Origin of the sequence: Luteimonas salinisoli, assembly GCF_013425525.1 — a bacterium.
In the GTDB taxonomy this organism is placed as follows: domain Bacteria; phylum Pseudomonadota; class Gammaproteobacteria; order Xanthomonadales; family Xanthomonadaceae; genus Luteimonas; species Luteimonas salinisoli.
Genome location: NZ_JACCKA010000095.1, coordinates 1 through 21,117 on the forward strand (window position 1 = coordinate 1; position 21,117 = coordinate 21,117).

Here is a 21,117-nt window from a genome sequence, read left to right on the forward strand (position 1 = left end):
CGGGGCCGCTGCTGGCGACGCTGGCGCTCGCCTGCGCGGCGGTGGCGGCGTTCGCGCCGGGCAATGTCTGGGAGAACGACCTGTCGCGGCTGACGCCGGTGCCCGAGGCCGCGCTGGCCGAGGACGGGCGCCTGCGCGCCGAGCTCGGCGCCCCGGACGTGCGCTACGTGCTGGCGCTGGAGGCGGGGGACGCCGAGGCCGCGCTGCAGGCGCTGGAACGGCTGCGGCCGGCGCTCGATGCGCTGGCGGCCGATGGCGCCATCGCCGGCTGGGACTCGGCGGCGCGCTACTTGCCCAGCGCCGCCGTCCAGCGTGCGCGCCAGGCGCGCCTGCCCGCGCCCGACGCGTTGCGCGCCGCGCTCGACGAGGCGCTGGCCGGCAGCCCGTTCCGGGCCGATGCCTTCGCGCCGTTCCTGGCCGATGTCGAAACCGCCCGCACCGCCGCGCCGCTGCGGCCCGGCGACCTAGCCGGCACGCCGCTGGAAGCGGGCGTCGCCGGCCTGCTGCTGGAGACGCCGGCGGGCGCCACTGCGCTGGTCACCCTGGGCGGACTGCAGGACCCGGGCGCCGTGGCCGCCGTGGCCGCTACCAGCGAGGCGCGGCTGCTCGACTTCAAGGACGCCTCCGAGGCATTGGTGGCGGCCTGGCGCGGGCAGGTGCTCGGCGCGCTGGCGCTGGCGGCGGTGCTGCTGGCGCTGACGGTGGGGGCGGCGCTGCGCTCGCTGCGGCGGGCGGGGCGGGTGCTGCTGTCGGTGGCGCTGGCGCTGCTGCTGAGCGTGGCGCTGCTGCGCGGGTTCGGGGTGGAGCTCAACCTGTTCCACCTGGTCTCGCTGGTGCTGGCCGCCGGCCTCGGCCTGGACTACGCCCTGTTCTTCGAGCGCGCCGGCGGCGCTGCCGCGGAGCGCCTGCGCACGCTGCACGGGATCCTGGTCTGCGCGGCGATGACCGCGCTGGTGTTCGGCCTGCTGGCGCTGTCGTCGATCCCGGTGCTGCGCGCCATCGGCGTCACGGTGGGGATCGGCGTGGTCGCCAATTTCGTGCTGGCGCTGCTGGTGGCGCGGCCGCCTCCCGAGCCGCTCGCCGCGCCGGCCACGGAGACCGCCGGGTGATCGGCCGCAGCGACATCCTCGCCCTGGTCCCGCACCAGGGTGCGATGTGCCTCTGGGACGAGGTGCTGGCCTGGGACGCGGCGCGCATCCGGCTGCGCACCGGCAGCCACCGCGCGCCGGACCACCCCCTGCGCGGCGATGGCCGGTTGCGCGCGGTGCACCTGTGCGAGTACGGCGCACAGGCGATGGCGGTGCACGGTGGACTGCGCGCGCGCGCGGGCGGCGGGACCGCGCCGCCCGGCTTGCTGGTGGCGCTGCGCGAGGTGCGCCTGCACCTGGGCCGCATCGACGATCTGCCGGGCCCGCTCGAGGGCGAGGCCGAGGCGCTGGCCGAAACCGCCGCCAGCCAGCAGTACGCCTTCCGCGTGCTGCACCAGGGCACGGTGCTCGCCGAGGGGCGCGCCGCGGTGATGTTCGCGCCGCCGGCATAGCGCGTCGGGTTGCCCCGATTCGCTGTGATCGCCGGCGCGTTCCGCGCATGTGGCGGCCGGCACGCGCACTGCTGCACAGAACGCATGGTGCATCCGTCCTAAGGTCGGGCGCGGCGGTGCGGCATCGACGCGCCGCCGCTTTTCAGCGGCCGCACCGCGCGGGCGGTGCGGCGAATCCCCCGCATCCAGGAGTCCAGCATGAAACTCGATGGCCAGAAATGCCTCGTCGCCTACTCGGGCGCGCTGACGATCGGCGTGATCGCCGCGCTGCTCGCCGGCTTCACCGGTGCCGACGGCAACCCTCGCTTCGACACGATCACCGTCCAGCGCATCAACGTGGTCGAACCCGACGGCACCCTGCGCATGGTGCTCAGCAATACCCGGCGTATTCCCGGCATCATCATCAAGGGCCACGAGTATCCGGATTTCACCAACCGCAAGGCTTCCGATACCGCCGGCGCATTGTTCTTCGACGCCGAGGGCACCGAGAGCGGCGGCCTGACCTTCGGCGGGCGCAAGGACGCGGAAGGCAACGTCTCCCGCTGGGGACACCTGAGCTTCGACGGCTACGACCAGGACCAGCTGTTCGCGATCGACGCCCTCGACTACGGCAGCGTCAAGGGCGCGACCATCAAGACCTGGGATACGCCGGACTGGCCGATCCAGGACTACCTGGACCTGCTGACCGAGATCCAGGGCCTGCCCGAGGACGAGCGGCAGCGGCGGATCGACGAATTCAACGCCGATCATCCGCCCGGGGTGGCGCGGATGGCCCTGGGCAACGTGCGCTTCCCCGACGACGAGGTGCAGGACCAGAACCTGCTGCAGTTCCACGACGCCCGCGGCAACCGCCGCCTGAGTGCGACCGTCGAAGGCGCGGCCGGCGACCCGGTGCTGCGGTTCTACGCGGCCGATGGCAGCACGGTGATCGAGGAACTGCCGGACTGATACCGCGGTGCCGCCGCGCGCCGCGGCGGGTTAGCATCGCGGCATGACTGCCAATCCTCCCAGGCGCGCGCTGGTCACCGGCGGCAGCGGCGACATCGGCGGTGCGATCTGCCGGCGGCTCGCCGCCGATGGCCTCCACGTGATCGTCCACGCCAATGCCAACCGCGCCCGTGCCGACGCGGTGGTGGCGGCGATCCGCGAGGCCGGCGGCGGCGCCGAGGCGGTCGCCTTCGACGTCGCCGACGGCGAGGCCGCCGACGCCGCGCTGCAGGCGCTGCTGGAGCACGGCCCGGTGCAGGTGCTGGTCAACAATGCCGGCATCCACGACGACGCGCCGATGGCGGGCATGAGCCAGGCGCAGTGGCGGCGGGTGATCGACGTCTCGCTGCACGGCTTCTTCCACGTCACCCGGCCGCTGCTGCTGCCGATGGCGCGCACCCGCTGGGGACGCATCGTCAGCGTGTCCAGCGTCGCCGCGGTGCTCGGCAACCGCGGCCAGGCCAACTACGCGGCGGCCAAATCCGCCCTGCACGGCGCCTCGCGCTCCCTGGCGCGGGAGATGGCCTCGCGCGGCATCAGCGTGAACGTGGTGGCGCCGGGCGTGATCGCCGGGTCGATGGCGGCCGGGGCGTTCGCGCCGGAGCAGGTGAAGCAGCTGGTCCCGGCCGGGCGCGTGGGCGCCCCGGAGGAGGTCGCCGCGCTGGTCGCCTTCCTGTGTTCGGACGCCGCCGGCTACGTCAACGGCCAGGTGATCGGCATCAACGGCGGCATGGGCTGACGCGATCGCGGGCACTGCCTGGGGGCGGAAATCCCGGCCCGGTTCCGGCCGCGGCATGCACGCCGGCTTCAGGCGATCGGGGCGATAATCGGTCCGGCACCGAACCCCGAGGACATCGCCATGCGCGCGCTCCGCCTGTTGCCCCTGCTGTTGGTCGTGCTGGCGGTCGCCGCCTGTGCCAGTTCCCACGTCCTCACCGGTACCCCGCGCCCGCCGATCGATCCGGCCCAGGTGCGCATCTACCATGGCCCGCCGCCCGGCGGCTACGAGGAGATCGCCATCCTCGAGACCAGCAGCGGCGCGTTCACCTACGGCGACCAGAACAAGACCGATGCGATCCTGCGCAAGCTGCGCGAGGAGGCCGCCAGCCTCGGCGCCAACGGGGTGCTGTTCCAGGGTACCGCCGACGGTTACGGCGGCAGCGGCGTCAGCGTCGGCGCCGGTGGCGGCCGCGTCGGCGGCAGCAGCTTCGGCGGCGCCGGGGTCGGGGTGAACATCAGCCCACGGCAGAAATACGCCAGCGGCCTGGCCATCCACGTGCCGAACCCGCCGCCCGAGACCGCGCCGGGCACGCCGCCGCAGGAGTGACGGCCGCGGGAGTCGCGCGCGGGCCGCGTTGCCGCTCCTCCGACCGCTGCCGCACCATCCCCCGTCCGTAGAGCGGAGCTTGCTCCGCTGCTCTCGGCTCCGGAGCCCATGCAGCCGAGCAAGCTCGGCTCTACGGGGGAGGGGTGACGCGTCCTGAGGAAACGGGCAGGTGCACCCCACGCGGCGTACGGCCGGCGAACAGGCTCAGCAGCGGCCCGGTCATGACCGTGGTGGCGATCGCCATCACCAGCAGCATGGTGAACGCCTGCGGCCCGATGATGCCGGCATCCAGTCCCACCTTAATCACGATCAGTTCCATCAGCGCGCGCGCGTTCATCAGCGAGCCCACCGCCAGGCTGTCGCGCCAGCCCAACCCGGCGATGCGCGCGCCTGCCGCACCGCCGGCGATCTTGCCGATCACCGCCGCCGCCAGGATCAGCCCCATCGCTCCCAGCCCGGCGCCGACGAAGGCGTCCCCGGTGGTGCCGAGCCCGGCCAGGGCGAAGAAGATCGGCATCAGCACGATGATCGCCAAGTGCTCGATGCGCTCGATCAGGGTAGCGAGCAGGCGGTCGTCGCGCGGCAGGCAGGCACCGAACAGGAACGCGCCGAACACCGGGTGCAGGTGCAGCCACTCGGTGGCCGCGGCGCATGCGAACGCGCCGATCAGCAGCGCGGCGAGCATGAACCCGGCGGGCCGGCCGTCGGCCGCGTGCCGCCGCAGCAGCCAGGCGTACAGGGGGCGCAGGGCGCCGAAGACGATCGCGGACAGCGCCACCAGGCCGGCCGCGGAGCGCAGGAATCCCGCGTAGCCCTCGCCGGAGCCGATCAGCGCGACCACCAGCGCCAGCAGGATCCAGGCCAGCACGTCGGCGATCGCCGCCGAGCTCAGCGACAGCCGCCCCAGGCGGCTGTGGGTCATGCCGCGCTCCTTGAGGATGCGGGCCAGGATCGGGAAAGCGGTGATCGACATCGCCGCCGCCATGAACAGCGCGAACGGCCAGAACCCGACCCCGGCCGGCGCCAGCTGCGGATGCAGCACCGGCGAGACCGCGATGCCCAGCGCCATGGGCAGCAGCACGCTCAGCACGCCGACCCAGCCGGCCGCGCGCAGCTGCGCACGCACCCCCTCGGGCGCGCGCAGTTCTGCGCCGACGATGAACATGAACAGCACCAGCCCGAGCATCGACAGCGAGGACAGCGCCGACAGGGATTCCGGCGCGAACAGCCGTGCGTGGACGTCGGGGAACAACGCGCCGAACACGATCGGTCCGAGCACGATGCCGGCCGCCATCTCGCCGATCACCGCCGGCTGCCCCACCAGCCGCAGCAGCAGGCCGCAGCCGCGCGCGGTGGCGAGGATGACGACGAGCTGGAGCAGGAGCGGCGACTCGGGCATGCGGGATCCGGCGGCGGCGTATCGGAGAGGCGGGACGGCGGTGCCGTCCGTCCCGCGGCGAATGATGCCTGATCCTCCCGGGCTTTCCGCTCAGGCCGCGTCGGCGTACCACAGTGCCGCGAGGGACGCCGGAATGCCGGGCCCGTCGTCGAGCAGCGCGTCCAGGCCGTGGCCGTCGAGTCCGGGATGGTCGCCACGCGCCCGCGCCAGGATCTCCGCGGCCAGCCAGCGCATGCGCGCGACGTTGCCGGCGATGCGCGCGGCGAAGGCGTCGTCCTCCAGCCGGTCGCCCAGGGCACGGTTCATCTCGTGGAACCAGTCGATGCGGAACTGGTCGAGCAGCCGCGCCGCGGGCGGGGCCGCGCCCGCGTTGCGCGCGCCCCAGTCGTGCAGCAGCGGCTGCATGGCGCGGTTGAGCGCGCTGCCGGCGGCCAGCTCGCCCCGGAGCCGCCCGAGCATCGCAAGGTCGGTCAGCCGTCCTCCGAAGAACAGCGGCGCCAGCAGCGCCCAGTAGAAGGTGTAGTCCCAGATCACCTTGATCGGCATCACCCGCTCGTCGCCGAACAGCGGGTACTGGTCCTGGTAGAGCGTCATCGTGTTCTCGTAGAACGAGAAGTACAGCTGCTGGTAGATCCCGGCGTAGGGCGCGAACGCCTTCCCGGCGCGGTCCTTCTCCACCAGGTCGCAGACATAGGTGTTGGCGATGGCGATGAAGTCGCTGCCGGGGGAGTAGAACGGATCGAGAAACAGGCCGGCCTCGCCGGTCAGCGCCCAACGGTCCGCCGAAAAGACCTCGCGGCAGCCGTAGGAGAAGCCGCGCAGGAACAGGAAATCCTGCAGCGCATGCGCCTGGAGTGCGGACGCCACGGCCGGCTGGTGTTCGCGCAGCCAGGCCATCGCCCGCTCGTGGGTGTTCATGGTCTCGAGCGGGTGCATCTTCGCATCGCAGACGATGCCCAGCGAGTGCGAGCCGGAAGCCAGCGGGATCAGCCAGAACCAGTAGCCAGGCCCGCACATGTGGTTGGTCGAGCGCCAGCGGTCGGGCGGCGTGCAGCGCCGCAGCCAGGCCGGGTCCGTGGACCAGGCGTTGGGGTCGACGTGCCCTTCCACCCGCCACCACACCGCGTTGGCGTCGTGGTCGTTGGCCTCGGCCAGGCCGAGCTTGCGCTTGAGCAGTCCGGCGCGGCCGCTGGCGTCGACCACCCAGCGCGCGACGAGCGTCGCCGCGGTGCCGCCCCGCTCAAAGCCCACCCGGTGGGGCGCATCGTTGCCCGTCTCGGCCATCTCGATGCTGCGCACCACGGCGCCGTCGCGGAAGTCGGCGCCGAGCGCGCGCGCGCGCTCGCCGAGGAAGTTCTCGAAGCGGCCGCGGTCGATCTGCCACGACGGCGTCGGCAGCAGGCGGCTGACGCCGAGCTCGGTGCAGGCATCGATGTCCTCTCGCCCTTCCGAAAAGAAGAAGCGGAAGCCGAACTTGCGGATCTGCTCGTCGTCCAGGTGCGCGCGCAGCCCCAGCACGTCGGCGAAATAGTGGGCGCCGATCTCCACCGTCGACTCGCCGACCTTGTGCGCGGCCTCGCGCACCGGATGCGCGCGGCGCTCGAGCACCGTCACCTGCAGGCCGGGGTCGCGCCGCAGCAGCTGGATCGCCAGCGTCAGCCCCGCGAGCCCGCCGCCCAGGATGAGGACGTCCGTGTCGGTGGCGGCGGCGCTGCGCTGCATCGGTCAACCTGCCTGCTGCGGATCCTGGGGGAGGCGTCCGCCGGCGGGGTCGTCCGGATCGTCGATCACCGGGGGCCGCGAGCGGGTGAGCCGCCAGGTGCGCAGGAGATCGCCCCGGCCGACGACTTGTAGCACGACGTGCGATGTGATGCCGTACAGGTCGCGCCACAGGCGGAAGTGGCTCTTGCGGAACTGCTCCGCGGAGTCGGCGCAGGCGTAGCGCGATTCCACCGGCATCGAGACCACTCCGGCGCCGGCGTCGCGCGCCGCCGAGATCAGCATCTGCGCCTCGAACACGAAGCCCTCGCCGGGCACGTTCTCCAGCGCGCAGACCCGCGCCGGGTACAGCCGCTGGCCGCTCTGCGAGTCGACCAGGCGGAAGCCGCAGCCCAGGGCGATGCCCCAGTCGCCGAAGTCGTTGCCCAGGCGCCGGTACCAGGGCTGGCGGCCGCGCTTGCGCAGCCTCGCGCCGATCACCACGCAGCCGGGGTGGCGGTTGCCGCAGTCGATCAGGCGCGGGATATCCTCGGCCGAGTGCTGGCCGTCGCCGTCCATGGTCAGCACCGCTTGCGCGCCCTGGCGCAGCGCTTCGCGGAAGCCGTCGCGCAGCGAGGCGCCCTTGCCCATCCGCACGGGGTGGCGGAGCAGGGTCACCGGCAGGTCGGCGATGCAGTCGGCGGTGCCGTCGTCGGATCCGTCGTCGATCAAGATCACGCGGTCGCAGCGGGCCAGCGCGCCCTCGGCCACCTCGCGGATGCGCAGCGATTCGTTGAGCGCCGGGATCACCACCGCGACGTTGCCGCGGTGCAGGCGGGGAAGCAGTTCAGCCATGGGCGATCTCCACGCGCAGCGCGCGGCCCGGGCCGGCATCGAGCAGCGCCAGGTCGCCGCCGCCGGCGAGCGCATCGAACAGCGGCAGCATCGGCGCCATCGCGTTGTCGTGGCGCAGCGCGGCCAGGCGGCCGCCGCCGGGCGTGGTGGACGCGTCGACGAGCCTGGCGCGCAGCCGCGTGCCGGGCCCCTCGCGCAGCAGCACCAGGGCGCCGCCGAGCAGGCCGTGGCTGGCGGTCATCGTCGCCAGCGGGCCCGGGGCGGTGGTGTCGTAGGCGGCGAGCAGCACTGCTGGGGCGCCGTCGGCCAGCTGCACCATCGCCTCGAGCAGGGCCTCGGCGAAGGTGGCGCGCCCGGCACTGATCGCGGTGGTGGTGGCCATGCAGCCGGTGCCGATGGTCCAGTAGCCGGCGGCGGCGTTGTGCACCGAGTTGTGGAAGCGGATCGGCGAGATCGCCCGCGGATCCTCGGCCAGGGTGCGGCACATGTAGTCGGTGATGGCGAAGTCGCCGTGTCCGGAGGCGAAGACCGACGGCAGCGCCGCGGGATCGTGCGCGGCCGCCTCGCAGGCGGCCATCGCCACTTCCAGCGCTACCGCCACCGACTCCGGCGCGCGCCGGCGCTCGTTCGGGGCGAGCAGCCGCGGCGCCGGCCGCCGCGGCGCGTCCGTTTCGAGCGCCCCGCCGGCGACGTAGCCGCGCGCCGCCTGCCACGACGGCAGCCCGTCGCTCCAGAAGCCGATGCCGGCGATGCTCGCACCGATGGCGCTCATGCGGCACCGAACAGCAGCGCGCAGTTGTTGCCGCCGAAGCCGAAAGAATTGTTCATCGCGTAGCGGATGCGGGCGCGGGCATTGTCGAGGCGGATCTGCGGGCCGCAGGCGGAATCGCGCGCGCTGCTGTTGAGGGTGCCGGGCAGCAGCCCGTCGGCGAGCGCGATCAGCGCGAACACCGATTCGACGATGCCGGCGGCGCCCAGGGTATGGCCGGTCCAGCCCTTGGTCGAGCCGGCGTGCAGGCCGTCGCCGAACAGTGCGTCGACGGCGCGCGCCTCGACCGCATCGTTGGCCGGCGTGGCGGTGCCGTGCAGGTTGAGATAGCCGACCGCATCGGCGTCGACTCCGGCGCGCTGCAGCGCATCGCGCATCGCCAGGCGCGCGCCCAGGCCCTCGGGATGCGGCGCCGACATGTGGTGGGCGTCGCTGGACTCGCCATAGCCGCGCAGCAGCAGTGCGGCATCGTCGCCGCGCTCGAGCACCGCGAAGCCGCCGGCCTCGCCGAGCGACAGCCCGTCGCGGGCCGGATCGAACGGCCGCGCCGGTTGCGCCGAGACCAGACCCAGCGAGTTGAAGCCGAACAGCACGCTGCCGCAGAGGGTGTCCACGCCGCCGACCAGCGCCGCGTCGACGATGCCGGCGCGGATCAGCCGCGCCGCCTGCGCGAACACCTTGGCGCTGGACGAGCAGGCCGTGGCGACGGTGATGCAGGGGCCGCGCAATCCGGCGGCGTGGCGGACGAAATCGCCCAGCGAATGCGGCTGGTGCACGATCGGGCGCGCCAGGTCGGCGGGAAAGCGGCCATCCTCGAGCCGGGCGTAGGCGTCCTCGGTGGCGCCGATGCTGGAGGTGGAGGTGCCCACCACCACCGCCACGCGCGCGGCGCCATGGCGTTCGCGCACCGCGGCCACCGCGTCCATCAGCCCGTCCTGCTGCAGCGCCAACCAGGCCAGGCGGTTGTTGCGGCATTCCCAGTTCCCGGCCCCGGCGGGCAGCGGCGCCTGTTCCAGGCCGTCCACGCGGCCGATCCAGGTCTCGAGCGGATCGCTGCCGAAATCGTTGCGGCGCAGCCCGCTGCGGCGTTGCTCCAGCGCCTGGGCCTGGGCCGCCCTGCCGCGACCCAGCGCGGTGGTGGCGGTGAAGGCGCGGATCGCCAGCGCCGGGATCGGGGACGACGACATCGACTGGGCGGGGCTCCGTGCCGGAAAGGCCGGGCAGTATACGAGCCGCGACAGGGCTAGACTGTGAACCGTCCGGCCCCGGAGCGCCCGTTTGGCCAGCCGTCTCGCCCACCGCATCGGCCTGTTCATCGACCGCGACGCGCTGCACGCGCTGGCGGTCGCGGCCGCGGCGTGCGCGCTCAGCCTGGGGCTGGTGTACCTGGCGTACTTCGTCCACGTGCTGCGCGTGGCGCGCACCGCGCCCTGCCTGCCGGGCCGCGGCGACTGCGTGCTGGTGTTCGGCAAGCACGCGCCGGGTGGCCGCATCGACGCCGATTTCGAGGCGCGCCTGGCGCGCACGATGGCGCTCTGGCGGTTGCGCCCGCCGCGGCAGGTGGTGCTGCTCGGCGGTGGCCCGCCGGGCGTGCCGACCGAAGCCGAACTCGCGCGCGGCGCGCTGCTGGCGCTCGGCCTCGCCAACGATGCCCCGCTGCAGTTGGAGTCGCAGTCGCGCGACACCCTGCAGAACCTGCGCAACGCGCGCGAGATGCTGCGCGCCGACATCGCCCTGGGCACGGTGACCTTGCTCAGCAGCCGTTACCACCTGGCGCGCTGCGCGCTGCTCGCCCGCCAGCTCGGCCTGGAACCGGAGCTGTGCGCGGCCGAGCCGCAGTGGCGCTGGCGCCCTGTCGCGCTGTGGCGGGTGGCCGCCGAGGCGGCCTATGTGTGCTGGGCGGACATCGGCTCGCGCTGGGCGCGGCTGATCCGGCACCGGCGGATGCTGGCGCGGGTGAGCTGACGCGCGGCCACCGGAGGATCCGACCACGTCGCGGGCATCGGAGTCCCGTAGAGCCGAGCTTGCTCGGCTGTGCGGACCGGTGGTGGGCTCCGGAGCCGGGCGCAGCGGAGCAAGCTCCGCTCTACGGGGCAGGTTGGGGGGCCACGTTGCGGGCACTGGAGGGTTGGGCCGCCGTTGCGGGCTCCGAGGCCGGGCGCAGCGGAGCGAGCTCCGCTCTACGGCTGCAGGCAGCGCGCGAAGAAGGATTCCGTCAGCCGGTAGCGGTGCAGCGCGTCCTTGCCGCGCAGGCCGTGCTTGGCGCCCGGGTAGGTCATCAGCTGGAACGGCACGCCGGCCTGCTGCAGGGTGCCCATCAGCTTGGTGGAGTTGGTGAACAGCACGTTGTCGTCGGCCATGCCGTGGATCAGCAGGAGGCTGTCGGGGCGGATGTTGCCGGCGTGGGTGAACACGCTTGCCTCGCGGTAGCCCGCGATGTTGGCAGCGGGCAGGTGCATGTAGCGCTCGGTGTAGTGGGTGTCGTACAGCGCCCAGTCTGTGACCGGCGCGCCGGCGACGCCGCAGGCGTAGGCATCGGGCGCCTTGCCCAGCAGCATCAGGGTCATGTAGCCGCCGTTGGACCAGCCGTGCACGCCGATGCGCGCGCCGTCCACCCAGGGCTGCGCACGCAGCCATTCGACGCCGGCCACCTGGTCCTCGACCTCCACCGTGCCCTGCCGTTCGTACAGCGAGCCGCCGAAGGCGGCGCCGCGGCGCGGGGTGCCGCGATTGTCCAGCGTGAACACCGCATAGCCCCGCTGCGCCAGGTATTGATTGAAGAAGGCGTCGGCGCGGCCGGGCCAGCTTTCCAGCACGGTCTGCGCCGCCGGCCCGCCATAGACGAACACCACCACCGGGTAGCGGCGCGAGGCGTCGAAGCCGGCGGGCCGGATCAGGCTGTAGTGCAGCGGCGTGGTGCCGTCGGCGGCGGGCAGGGTGCCGAACTCGGTCGGCAGGTGCGCATCGCGATAGGGCGCGTAGGGGTGCCCGGAGTCGTCGAGGTCGTTGTCGACCAGAGCGGCGATGCGGCTGCCATCGGCGCGGAACAGTTCCAGCTGCGGCGGCGTGCGGGTGTTCGACCAGCGGTCGACGTAGACGCTGGCGTTGTCGGCGAAGGTGGCGTCGTGCATGCCGGGCGCCTGCGACAGGCGCTGCGGCTCGCCGCCGGCCAGCGGGATCATGTAGACGTGGCGTTCGGTCGGCGATTCGCGACCGGCGCTGAAGTACACGCGTCCGGCGGCCTGGTCCACGGCCAGCAGTTCGTCGACCGGCCAGTCGCCGGAGGTCAGCGGGACCAGCCGGCTGCCGTCCTCGGCGGCGAGGTAGAGATGCTCGAAGCCGCTGCGCTCGGAGCTCCACAGGAAGCGCCCGTCGTCGAGGAAGCGCAGGCTGTCGTGCAGCGGCACCCAAGTCTTCGAGGTTTCGGCCACGAGGATCCGCTGCGCGCCGGTGGCGAGCGTGGTTTCGACCAGCTCCAGCCGGCGCTGGTCTCGCGACTGGCGCTGGAAGGTCAGCCGCTGCGGGTCGCGCCAGTCCACCCGCGCCAGGTAGATGTCGGGATCGTCGCCGAGGTCGATGCGCAGCGGCTCCGCCGGGCCCATGCGCGTCTGCAACCGGACCTGGCGCTGGCCTTCGGCGGTATCGATGGTGCCTTCGCGGGTCGGCGGCGGCCCGGCATCGGCCAGCCGCGCGACCCGCAGCTCGACCAGGACGTTGGGATCGCCGGCTGCGGGGTAGCGCTGCTCCACCATCTCGGTACGGTCGGCGTAGAGCTCGTAGCGCTTCTGCACCGGCACCGGCGACTCGTCGATGCGGGCGTAGGCGATCGCGGAGTCGTCCGGGGCCCACCAGTAGCCGGTGTGGCGGCCCATCTCCTCGTCGGCGACGAATTCGGCAACGCCGTTGCCGATGGTGTCCGAGCCGTCGTCGGTGAGGCGGATCTCGCGGCCGCTGGCGAGGTCGATGATCCAGAGATTGCGGTCGCGGATGAAGCTGACGTAGCCGCCGCGCGGGGAGATCTTCGGGTCGGTGGCGAAGCCGCCGCCATCGGTGAGCCGGCGCACGGCGTCGGCGCCGCCCCGGGTCAGGTCGTAGAGGTAGAGTTCGCCGCCGAGCGGGAACAGCAGCCGCTCCGCATCGGGTGCCCAGTGGTAGTCGACGATGCCGGACAGGCCGGCGATGCGCTGGCGCTCGCGGCGCGCCTTTTCTTCGTCGCTGAGGGTCTCCTCTCCGGGCAGCACCACGCGTGAGTCGACGAGCATGCGGGTCTGGCCGCTTTCGATGTGGTACTCCCAGAGGTCGAGGCGGTTGCGGTCCTCGTCCTTGCCGCGCAGGAAGGTGACGCGCGAGCCGTCCGGGGCGATCTTGGGACGGGTCAGGGTCGGGCCGGAAAGCGCGGCGTCGCCGGTGATGGCCTCGAGGGTGAGCTTGCCGGTTTCGGCGGTGGCGGCGGTGCTGGCGAGCATGAGGACGGCGGTGGCGAGCAGTGGTCGCATGGTGTCTCCCGGCGGGCGCGAACGCCAAGTGTAGAGCCGAGCTTGCTCGGCTGCGCGCTCTCGGAGCGGGAGCAGCGGAGCAAGCTCCGCTCTACGAGGCGAGCCGGGCGGCGAAGGCGGACCGGGGGCGATGTCGAATGGAGCCCCGTAGAGCCGAGCTTGCTCGGCTGCGTAGTCTCCGGAGCCGGGAGCAGCGGAGCAAGCTCGGCTCTACGAAGGCATCGATGCGGCCATCTCGAGCGCCGGCGACCGGCCGCCCTCAGCCGCGCGGCGGCGCCTTGCCGAACAGCAGTCGGCGCTCTTCCTCGCCGAGTGGCTTGCCGGCCTCCGGGTTGACCTGGCTGGTCAGCGCGTACGCGCGCTGCGTCGCCGGGCGTGCCGCGATCGCGGCATGCCAGCGCCGGACTTCGGCATAGGGCTGCAGGTCGAGCGGCGCCTTGTCGTAAGGGTCGATCCACGGATAGCTGGCCATGTCGGCGATGGTGTAATCGTCGCCGGCGATGAAGGCCCGGCCGGCCAGACGCTTGTCCAGCACGCCGAGCAGGCGCTGCGCCTCGTTGGTATAGCGCTCGATCGCATAGGGGATCGGGTCGGGCGCGTACACGTTGAAGTGCCCGTATTGCCCGGTCATCGGCCCGAGGCCGCCCATCTGCCACATCAGCCACTGGTCGACCTCGACCTTGCGGCGCACGTCCGCGCCGAAGAAGCGGCCGGTCTTGTTGGCGAGGTAGAACAGGATCGCGCCGGATTCGAACACGCTGATCGGCTCCCCGCCATCCGCGGGCGCGTGGTCGACGATCGCCGGCATCTTGTTGTTGGGCGAGAACGCGAGGAAGCCGGGTTCGAACTGGTCGCCCTTGCCGATGTTCACCGGCTTGATGCGGTATTCGAGCTCCGCCTCCTCGAGGAACAGGGTGATCTTGTGGCCGTTGGGGGTGGGCCAGTAGTAGAGGTCGATCATGGTCGGGCGCTCCGTGCGGGAGGACACGATTCTAGGCCCATGGATACGGCCCGGCTGCCCCCGCTTGCGGGCCGCTGTGTTGCAGCGCCCAGGTGGCCGGAGGCGACATCGGCGGAAAGGCCGGGGCGGCCGGCGTGGCGGCCGGCGCGCCCCGGTGGAGGAAGCGGCTACTGCGTGGCGCAGTCGACCTTGTGGTCGAAATCGGTACCCGGGGCGACGCGGCTGAGCGCGATCCGCGCGCCTGCGCCGGTACGCAGCGCGAACGGCATGTCGAGTCGGGCGGTATCGGCGCCGGCCGCGCGCAGACACTTGAGCTGCACCCCCAGGCGCGTCCATTCGCCCTGCGGCAGCTTCGCCAGCGCATCGCCGATCGGCAGCGTTCCGACGCAGTCCGGACCGCAGCCGGCGAGCAACGTCGCCTCGCCGTCGGCGGGCAGCGCGTCCACGCGCACGGTCGCGACCACGAACACGTCGCCGTTGGTCTCCCGCTCCAGGTCGAGCGGGGTGTTGGCGCGCAGCTGCACCGTGCCGTCGCCGGACCAGGCGAACGCGCGCGCGCCCTCCTGGATCTCGGTGTTGACCGCGGTCATGTCCAGGCTGCCGTCGGCGGTCCTCGCGGCCGGATGCACGACGTCGGTGGCGCTGTCGTCGGCGCCGACCAGGCGCAGGGTCAGCCCGGTGGTCGCCACGCCGCGCTCGAACCAGGCGTTGCTGCGCGCCGCCTCGGGGTCGACGCCCGGTTCCTCGGACAGCGGGGCGAGGTCGCCGTCGTCGGCGTAGGTCAGGCCGAAGCCAAATGCGAACAGCGGGTCGTAGTCCTCCTGGCCGTGGTTGTTCGCGAACTGGTCGGCGCGGCGCGGCCACGAGTAGCTCAGCTTGCCCTTGAAATCGTGCTGGACGCTGTCGTCGGCGCCGCGCAGCAGCACGTCGGCGACGCCGCCGCCCTCCGAGCCGGGCAGCCATGCGGCGACGAAGGCGTCGGCGGCGTTGATTTCGCGGTTCAGCCACAGCGGCCGTCCGCTGAGGAACACCGCCACCACCGGGATGCCGTCGGCCTTGAGCTTGCGGATCAGCTCGAGGTCGCCGGAGTTGCCGCCCTGGAACATGAGGTCCGGCAGGTCGCCCTGGAATTCGGCATAGGGCTCCTCGCCGAACACCACGATCGCCACGTCCGGCTTGCGCGCATAGTCGCCCTCGACCGCCAGCTCGGCGCGGCCGCCGGCCGCTTCGACCTGCGCCTTCAGCCCGTCCCAGATCGAGTCCGCATTGGGGAAGTCCTCGCGCCGGGTATCCGTGCCTTGCCAGGTCAACGTCCAACCGCCGGCCTGCTTGCTCAGGTCGTCCGCGCCGTCGCCCGCGACCAGCACGCTGGACTTCGGCGACAGCGGCAGGATGCCGCCCTGGTTCTTCAGCAGCACCAGCGATTCGCGCACCGCCCGGCGTGCAACCTCGCGGTGCTCCGGCGCGCCGAGCAGCTCGAACCGGCCGCCGAGCGCACGCTCGGAGGGCTTCGGCTTCTCGAACAGGTTGGCGCGGAACTTCACCCGCAGGATGCGGCGCACCGCGTCGTCGAGGCGTTCCATCGGGATCGTGCCCGCCTGGACGTGCGCGAGCGTGGACTCGTACATGCCCTTCCAGGTGTCCGGCGCCATCGCCATGTCGAGGCCGGCGTTGAAGGTCTGCGCGCAATCGACGTTGGTGCAGCCGCGGACCTGGCCATGGCCGTTCCAGTCGCCGACGATGAAGCCGCCGAAGTTCATCCGCTCCTTCAGCACGTCGGTCAGCAGCGGCCCGTGCCCGTGCATCTTCTCGCCGTGGAAGCTGTTGAACGAGGCCATCACCGCCTGCGCGCCGGCCGCGATCGCCGGCACGTAGCCGGCGGCGTGGATGTCGCGCAGCTGCGCCTGGCTCACCACCGTGTCGCCCTGGTCCTTGCCGTCGCTGGTGCCGCCGTCGCCGAGGTAGTGCTTGACCGAACTCATCACGTGATGATCGTCGAGGAACTCGGGCGTGCCGGGCTTGCCCTGCAGGCCTTCGACGAACACCCCGGCGTAGCTGGCGACCAGCTCCGGATCCTCCGAATAGCCCTCGTAGGCGCGGCCCCAGCGGTCGTCCTGCGGCACCGCGACGGTGGGCGCGAAGGTCCACTCCATGCCGGTGGTGCGCGTCTCGATCGCGGTAATGCGGGCGATCTCGTGCAGCAGCTCCGGGTTGCGGGTGGCGCCGAGGCCGATGTTGTGCGGAAACAGCGTGGCGCCGACGATGTTGCTCTGGCCGTGCATGGCGTCGATGCCCCAGATGATCGGGATCGCCTTGCCGCCGCCGCTGGTGTCCATCGAGGCTTCCCAGAACGCGTCGGCCAGATCCAGCCAGTCCTGCGGCGGGGCGTCGTAGCGGCCGCCCGGATCCGAGCCGCCGCCGGCGAGGATCGAGCCGAGCCGGTACTTGCGCACGTCCTCCGGGGTGATGCTGTCGATGTCGCCCTGGATGATCTGGCCGACCTTCTCCTCCACCGTCATCGTCGCCAGCAGCGCGTCGATCCGGTTCTCCAGGTCCGGATCCGCCGCCAGCGGCCAGTCCACCTCGGGCCACTGGGCGGAATCGATCTCGGCGCTCGGCGCCCCGCCGTCGGCGGTGGGCGGCGATGCGGCCGCGGCGTCGGTGTCGTCGCCGGACGGCGTGCAGCCGGCCAGCGCCAGGGCCAGGGCCAGTACGCCGATGCGCAGGCGCGCGTTCCAGGTCGTGGGCATCAGGGGTGTTCTCCGCGGTGGTGGGCCGGCGGCCCGATGGATGACAGCGTTGTCAAGATGTGGGCAGAATAGCCCCAAGCTGCCGGCGATGCTTGTTGCATCACGGAAAAATGCCGGTGGACCATGCCGGGGACGGCATCGGCGAAGCACCCATGGAGGAAACGCCCCGATGAATCCGTTCCCACCGCCGCGGCACGCGCGCTGACATGCGTGCGCGCGTGCATCTGGCAGAATCGCAGCCGGTCGTGGCCGAGCCGGGACGAGGCAACATGCGAATCCGCATCGAGGACGTGGCCGCCGCCGCCGGCGTGTCGATGAAGACCGTCTCGCGCGTGCTCAATCACGAGCCGAACGTCGCCGAAGCGACCCGGCAGCGGGTCGAGGCGATCGTCGAGCAGCTGCACTACCGCCCGCACCCCTCGGCGCGCACGCTGGCCGGCCGGCGGTCCTACCTGGTGGCGATGCTGTACGACAACCCGTCCAGCAACTACCTGATGGAGGTGGAGCTGGGGGTGCTCGACGCCTGCCAGGCGCACCACTACAACCTGATGCTGGCGCCGCTGGTCTACGACGCGCGCGACATCGTCGCCAAGGTCGAGGCGCTGATCGACCAGTCGCGGCTCGACGGCGTGGTGCTGACCCCGCCGATCACCGACGACCCCGCGCTGCTGCAGCGGCTCGACGAACTGGGCGTGCCGTACGCCAGCATCTCGCCGATGGAGGGGCATCGCCGCATCGGCGTGACCGTGGACGAGCAGAGCGCGGTGGCGGAGATGATCGCGCACCTGGTGCAGCTGGGCCACCGCCGCATCGCCCACATCAAGGGCCATCCGGCGCACGGCGCCAGCGGCTGGCGGCTGGCCGGCTACCGCGAAGGGCTGAAGCGCGCCGGCATCCGCTTCGATCCCGCGCTGGTGGCCGAAGGCGAGTTCTACTTCGACTCCGGCGTCGCCGCGACCGACCGCCTGCTCGACCTCGCGCGTCCGCCGACCGCGATCTTCGCCGCCAACGACGACATGGCCGCCGGCGCCATCTCCGCGATCTGCGAACGCGGTCTGTCGGTGCCTGGCGACGTCTCGGTCTGCGGCTTCGACGACACCCCGATCGCGCGGCACATCTATCCGGCGCTGACCACGGTGCGCCAGCCGACCCGCGACATGGGCAAGCTGGCCGGCATCGAACTGCTCAAGGCGATCCGCGAGCGCGACGCCGGGGCGATGGTGATGGTGCCCTACACCCTGCAGCTGCGGCGTTCGACCGGGCCGGCGCCGACGCGCTGAGTTGCGCGGGGCGAGCCATGGAAGCCTTGCGCGACGGCGGGACGCGCACGGCCGCCGCCGCAAACGCCTTTCAGGCCAGCCCACGGCGGCGCGCCAGCAGGTACAGGCCGTCGGCGGCCAGCTGCTCGGAATGGCGGCGGGTGTCGACGCCGAGAGCGGCGAAGGCGCGGGCGTAGGCGTCGAGCAGCCCCTCGTTGCCGACCAGGTGCAGCGGGGCGCCGGCGGCGGGCGCGCAGGCGGGCAGCAGCGAGCGGACTTCGTGCCCGATCAGCAGGCCCGACAGGTACGAGGCCAGGTGCTGCGGCAGCAGGCCCTCGAACAGAACCTGGGCGCGCGCGCCGAACAGATGGTGCAGCAGGCCGCCGCCGGCGGCGCTGTCGCGCAGGCCACGGTCGAATGCCTCGGTCTCGGCGGTGGCCGTGCCGATGCCGTTGTGGCCCGTGCCCGTGGGCGCCAGTTCCGCCAGGGTGCCGTGCCGGCGCAGCAGGTCGAACAGTTCGCCGGTCATCGCGGTCGCGATCGAGGCGATGCGGCCGTCGTCCGCCGCCACCCACTTGCTGTGGGTGCCCGGCAGGCAGATCGCGTGGCGGCCGCCGCCGAGCCGTTCGAGCAGCGCCAGTACCTGGCTCTCCTCGCCGCGCATCGTGTCGCCGGGATGCGCAGACCTGCGGTCGGCCATTCCGGGGACCAGCCACAGCCGGCGCGCCGGCAGTCGCGCCGCCTCGCCGCCGCAGAGCGCCGCCGCCAGGGCGTCGATGCCGGCGGGACAGGCCACGTACGGCACTTCCTGCCAGCCGTGGCGGCTGCCGACCATCCCGCACAGCAGCACCAGCTCTTCGTCCCAGTCGTCGATGCAGGCGCGCAGCGTCTCCGCGTGGCGGCCGCGACAGGCGGTCGCGCCATCGTCCGAGCGCCGCTGTTCCAGGATCGTGCCGGCGGCGTCCAGGCGATAGGCGCGCAGGCGCGAGGTGCCCCAGTCGACCGCGATCATTGCGCCCGCCGCGGTGCGAGCGTCATGGCAGGGCTTCCAGGCAGGCCTGCCGGAACGCGCACGCGTTCTCTCGCGTGCGCTCGGCCGGCTGCCCGGGGCGATAGAGCTCGCCGCCGATGCCGGCGCCGCTGCAGCCGGCAGAGAGATAGGCGCCGAGCGCGGTCGCGGCGACGCCGCCGACGGCGAACACGGGGACGGGCGGCAGCACCGCGCGCAACGCGCGCACGTGGGCCGGTCCGTAGCTGGAGGCGGGGAACAGCTTGAGCATCTGCGCGCCGGCGTCGAGCGCGGCGAACGCTTCGGTGGGCGTGGCGAAGCCGGCGACCACCTGCAGGCCGCGCGCCACCGCATGGCGGATCAGCGCCGGATCGGCATGCGGGGTGACGATGAAGCGCGCGCCCAGCGCGGCCAGCGCGTCGGCATCGGCCGGGCGCAGCACGGTGCCGCCGCCGATCCAGGCGCGATCGCCGAAGGCGCGCACGGCGCTGCCGATGCTGTCGGCCCAGTCGGGCGAAGTGAGCGGGATCTCGATCGCATCGAACCCCTCGTCCACCAGCGCAGCCACGTGCGCCGGCACCTGCTGCGGCAGGATGCCGCGCAGGATGGCGATCAGCGGCAACCGGAACGGGTGACCGCTCATGCGCGGCGGCGCGGCGCCGTCGACGGGCGGGCGCGCCGCGCGGCACTGCACGAAACGCGACTGCCGATGGGATGCGCCATGGACCCTCCTCCTGGCATGAGCCTGCGGCGGCAGCGGGGCCTGCGCGCCATCCTGCGCCGGACGCCCCGCCGGAACGCCGGACCCGAACGCTCGCCCCGGCGGGGCCGGCGATCCGGCTTTAAGCCTTGCCCGCAAACCTATGTTCGACAAATGAAATTTTCAGCAGATACTATTCCGCCTGCGAATACGTATCATCGGTCGCGCGTCCGCGAACGACGACTGCCGCTCGGGCACGCGCCGCAACCGCATCGCCATCTGGGAGGGTAGTCCGCATGGTCCAGGCGAGCACCAACTGGTCGAACGCCTCGCGTCTGAAGACGCGGCATCTGCTGTTGCTGCTGCACCTGCACGAGCAGCGCAGCGTGCTGCGCGCGGCCGAGGCGGCCTCCATGACCCAGCCGGCCGCCTCCAAGCTGCTGGCCGAGATGGAAAGCGTGCTGGGCGTGAAGCTGTTCGAGCGCCACGCGCGCGGCGTCGAGCCGACCTGGTACGGCCAGGCGCTGATTCGTCGGGCGCGCTCGGCGCTGTCCGAGATCGGCCGCGCCCACGACGAGATCGCGGCGCTGCGCGGCGGACGGATGGGGCAGGCGGCGATCGGCACCGTGGTCAATCCCGGCACCAACCTGGTGCCGCAGGCGGTCGCGCTGGTCAAGCGCGATTTCCCCGACATCATGATCCGCGTGGAGATGGACTACAGCCGGCCGCTGGTGGCCAGGCTGCTCGACGGGCGGCTGGACATCGTGATCGGCCGCATCATGGGCCCGGAAGGCGCCGCCGAGCTGGACTTCGAGCCGCTCGCCGATGAGCCGCACTCAGTGATCGTCCGCGCCGGCCATCCGCTGGCCGGGCGCGAGCGGCTGCAGCACGCCGACCTGGTCGACTACGGCTGGATCCTGCCGCCGGCGGCCAGCGTGCTGCGCGCGAGGCTGGACTCGGTATTCCTGGAGCGCGGCCTGCGGCGGCCGCACAACATCATCGAAACCTCGGCGCTGCCGGTCATCACCAACCTGCTGCGCAGCGGCGACCTGCTGACCGCGCTGCCGATCGAGTCGGTGGCGCCCTACGTGCAGGCGGGCCAGCTGGCCGCGCTGCCGATCGACCTGGGCGTGCGCATGGAAGTCTTCGGCATCGTCCGCCGCCGCGACCAGCAGCTCTCGCCCGGCGCCGAGCGCGTGCTGGAGGCGCTGCGGAGCACGGCGCGGCGGCTGTACGGCGATGCCTTGCCGCCGCAGTTCACTTGAGTGGAACCTGCAGGTTCTCGGGGGATGGCGCCGTAACTCCCGTCCCTGTTATCGCCACTTTCGTGGGTGATAAAGCATAGCAGCGCATTTCACAGGGTATCC

Annotated in this window: 18 protein-coding genes; 8 read left to right on the plus strand and 10 right to left on the minus strand. The window is 72.5% G+C overall.

All coding sequences use genetic code 11. From position 1 onward, the window contains the following. The 5 genes from H0E84_RS19845 to H0E84_RS19865 all read left to right on the plus strand — a co-directional run. On the plus strand, positions 1-1,109 hold a 1,109-nt coding region (locus H0E84_RS19845), incomplete at its 5' end, for an MMPL family transporter (RefSeq protein ID WP_486624447.1). Beyond that, positions 1,106-1,540: an ApeP family dehydratase gene (locus H0E84_RS19850; RefSeq protein ID WP_180680398.1), complete on the plus strand. Its 435-nt coding sequence runs from the start codon at positions 1,106-1,108 to the stop codon at positions 1,538-1,540. The genes H0E84_RS19845 and H0E84_RS19850, both read left to right, overlap by 4 nt. Positions 1,541-1,738: 198 nt before the next feature. Continuing rightward, positions 1,739-2,488 carry a hypothetical protein gene (locus tag H0E84_RS19855; protein ID WP_180680399.1) on the plus strand — a complete coding sequence of 250 codons (750 nt, stop codon included), beginning with the start codon at positions 1,739-1,741 and terminating at the stop codon, positions 2,486-2,488. A 43-nt stretch (positions 2,489-2,531) separates the two neighbouring features. Further along, positions 2,532-3,266 (plus strand): 3-oxoacyl-ACP reductase FabG, encoded by a 735-nt coding sequence (gene fabG / locus H0E84_RS19860; RefSeq protein ID WP_180680400.1) that lies wholly within the window; start codon positions 2,532-2,534, stop codon positions 3,264-3,266. 120 nt (positions 3,267-3,386) lie between these two features. Further along, positions 3,387-3,854, plus strand: coding sequence for a hypothetical protein (locus H0E84_RS19865; protein WP_180680401.1), 468 nt, complete (start codon positions 3,387-3,389; stop codon positions 3,852-3,854). Positions 3,855-3,984: 130 nt separating this feature from the next. Here H0E84_RS19865 and H0E84_RS19870 read toward each other — a convergent pair whose 3' ends face one another. The 5 genes from H0E84_RS19870 to H0E84_RS19890 all read right to left on the minus strand — a co-directional run bounded on the left by H0E84_RS19870 (position 3,985) and on the right by H0E84_RS19890 (position 9,762). Further along, positions 3,985-5,253 carry a cation:proton antiporter gene (locus tag H0E84_RS19870; protein ID WP_180680402.1) on the minus strand — a complete coding sequence of 423 codons (1,269 nt, stop codon included), beginning with the start codon at positions 5,251-5,253 and terminating at the stop codon, positions 3,985-3,987. A 90-nt stretch (positions 5,254-5,343) separates the two neighbouring features. Continuing rightward, a complete protein-coding gene (locus H0E84_RS19875; RefSeq protein ID WP_180680403.1) occupies positions 5,344-6,975 on the minus strand; it encodes an NAD(P)/FAD-dependent oxidoreductase in 1,632 nt (543 codons plus the stop codon). Between the two features lie 3 nt (positions 6,976-6,978). Continuing rightward, positions 6,979-7,806, minus strand: a complete 828-nt coding sequence (locus tag H0E84_RS19880; protein ID WP_180680404.1) for a glycosyltransferase family 2 protein — start codon at positions 7,804-7,806, stop codon at positions 6,979-6,981. Continuing rightward, complete coding sequence (locus H0E84_RS19885) at positions 7,799-8,578, minus strand: beta-ketoacyl synthase chain length factor (protein WP_180680405.1); 780 nt, start codon at positions 8,576-8,578, stop codon at positions 7,799-7,801. The genes H0E84_RS19880 and H0E84_RS19885 overlap by 8 nt, the downstream gene beginning before the upstream one ends. Next, positions 8,575-9,762: a beta-ketoacyl-[acyl-carrier-protein] synthase family protein gene (locus H0E84_RS19890; RefSeq protein ID WP_219339857.1), complete on the minus strand. Its 1,188-nt coding sequence runs from the start codon at positions 9,760-9,762 to the stop codon at positions 8,575-8,577. The genes H0E84_RS19885 and H0E84_RS19890 overlap by 4 nt, the downstream gene beginning before the upstream one ends. A 91-nt stretch (positions 9,763-9,853) precedes the next feature. Here H0E84_RS19890 and H0E84_RS19895 point away from each other — a divergent pair, with 91 nt between their 5' ends. Further along, entirely contained in the window at positions 9,854-10,540 is a 687-nt protein-coding gene (locus H0E84_RS19895) for a YdcF family protein (RefSeq protein WP_180680406.1), read from the plus strand. A 215-nt stretch (positions 10,541-10,755) separates the two neighbouring features. On the opposite strand, the gene H0E84_RS19900 is transcribed toward H0E84_RS19895, so the two are convergent. The 3 genes from H0E84_RS19900 to H0E84_RS19910 form a co-directional block, all read right to left on the minus strand. Further along, positions 10,756-13,071, minus strand: coding sequence for a S9 family peptidase (locus H0E84_RS19900; protein ID WP_180680407.1), 2,316 nt, complete (start codon positions 13,069-13,071; stop codon positions 10,756-10,758). 259 nt (positions 13,072-13,330) lie between these two features. Beyond that, on the minus strand, positions 13,331-14,032 hold the full coding sequence (locus tag H0E84_RS19905; protein WP_180680408.1) for a glutathione binding-like protein: 702 nt from the start codon (positions 14,030-14,032) through the stop codon (positions 13,331-13,333). Between the two features lie 167 nt (positions 14,033-14,199). Beyond that, a complete protein-coding gene (locus H0E84_RS19910) occupies positions 14,200-16,782 on the minus strand; it encodes a glycoside hydrolase family 3 protein (RefSeq protein WP_180680409.1) in 2,583 nt (860 codons plus the stop codon). 269 nt (positions 16,783-17,051) lie between these two features. Here H0E84_RS19910 and H0E84_RS19915 point away from each other — a divergent pair, with 269 nt between their 5' ends. Continuing rightward, positions 17,052-18,062, plus strand: a complete 1,011-nt coding sequence (locus H0E84_RS19915; protein WP_180680410.1) for a LacI family DNA-binding transcriptional regulator — start codon at positions 17,052-17,054, stop codon at positions 18,060-18,062. Between the two features lie 70 nt (positions 18,063-18,132). Here H0E84_RS19915 and H0E84_RS19920 read toward each other — a convergent pair whose 3' ends face one another. Then, positions 18,133-19,053, minus strand: coding sequence for a 2-dehydro-3-deoxygalactonokinase (locus H0E84_RS19920; RefSeq protein WP_180680411.1), 921 nt, complete (start codon positions 19,051-19,053; stop codon positions 18,133-18,135). Between the two features lie 22 nt (positions 19,054-19,075). Next, a complete protein-coding gene (locus H0E84_RS19925) occupies positions 19,076-19,693 on the minus strand; it encodes a 2-dehydro-3-deoxy-6-phosphogalactonate aldolase (protein ID WP_180680412.1) in 618 nt (205 codons plus the stop codon). A gap of 353 nt (positions 19,694-20,046) precedes the next feature. Here H0E84_RS19925 and H0E84_RS19930 point away from each other — a divergent pair, with 353 nt between their 5' ends. Next, on the plus strand, positions 20,047-21,015 hold the full coding sequence (locus H0E84_RS19930) for a LysR substrate-binding domain-containing protein (protein WP_180680413.1): 969 nt from the start codon (positions 20,047-20,049) through the stop codon (positions 21,013-21,015). The last annotated feature ends 102 nt before the right edge of the window (positions 21,016-21,117 follow it).

Bases quoted from the DNA above. Each gene is read 5' to 3' on its own strand.
- H0E84_RS19855 (WP_180680399.1), top strand. From the start codon at position 1,739: ATGAAACTCGATGGCCAGAAATGCCTCGTCGCCTACTCGGGCGCGCTG.
- fabG (WP_180680400.1), top strand. From the start codon at position 2,532: ATGACTGCCAATCCTCCCAGGCGCGCGCTGGTCACCGGCGGCAGCGGC.
- H0E84_RS19865 (WP_180680401.1), top strand. From the start codon at position 3,387: ATGCGCGCGCTCCGCCTGTTGCCCCTGCTGTTGGTCGTGCTGGCGGTC.
- H0E84_RS19870 (WP_180680402.1), bottom strand. From the start codon at position 5,253: ATGCCCGAGTCGCCGCTCCTGCTCCAGCTCGTCGTCATCCTCGCCACC.
- H0E84_RS19875 (WP_180680403.1), bottom strand. From the start codon at position 6,975: ATGCAGCGCAGCGCCGCCGCCACCGACACGGACGTCCTCATCCTGGGC.
- H0E84_RS19880 (WP_180680404.1), bottom strand. From the start codon at position 7,806: ATGGCTGAACTGCTTCCCCGCCTGCACCGCGGCAACGTCGCGGTGGTG.
- H0E84_RS19885 (WP_180680405.1), bottom strand. From the start codon at position 8,578: ATGAGCGCCATCGGTGCGAGCATCGCCGGCATCGGCTTCTGGAGCGAC.
- H0E84_RS19890 (WP_219339857.1), bottom strand. From the start codon at position 9,762: ATGTCGTCGTCCCCGATCCCGGCGCTGGCGATCCGCGCCTTCACCGCC.
- H0E84_RS19900 (WP_180680407.1), bottom strand. From the start codon at position 13,071: ATGCGACCACTGCTCGCCACCGCCGTCCTCATGCTCGCCAGCACCGCC.
- H0E84_RS19905 (WP_180680408.1), bottom strand. From the start codon at position 14,032: ATGATCGACCTCTACTACTGGCCCACCCCCAACGGCCACAAGATCACC.
- H0E84_RS19910 (WP_180680409.1), bottom strand. From the start codon at position 16,782: ATGCCCACGACCTGGAACGCGCGCCTGCGCATCGGCGTACTGGCCCTG.
- H0E84_RS19915 (WP_180680410.1), top strand. From the start codon at position 17,052: ATGCGAATCCGCATCGAGGACGTGGCCGCCGCCGCCGGCGTGTCGATG.
- H0E84_RS19920 (WP_180680411.1), bottom strand. From the start codon at position 19,053: ATGATCGCGGTCGACTGGGGCACCTCGCGCCTGCGCGCCTATCGCCTG.
- H0E84_RS19925 (WP_180680412.1), bottom strand. From the start codon at position 19,693: ATGAGCGGTCACCCGTTCCGGTTGCCGCTGATCGCCATCCTGCGCGGC.
- H0E84_RS19930 (WP_180680413.1), top strand. From the start codon at position 20,047: ATGGTCCAGGCGAGCACCAACTGGTCGAACGCCTCGCGTCTGAAGACG.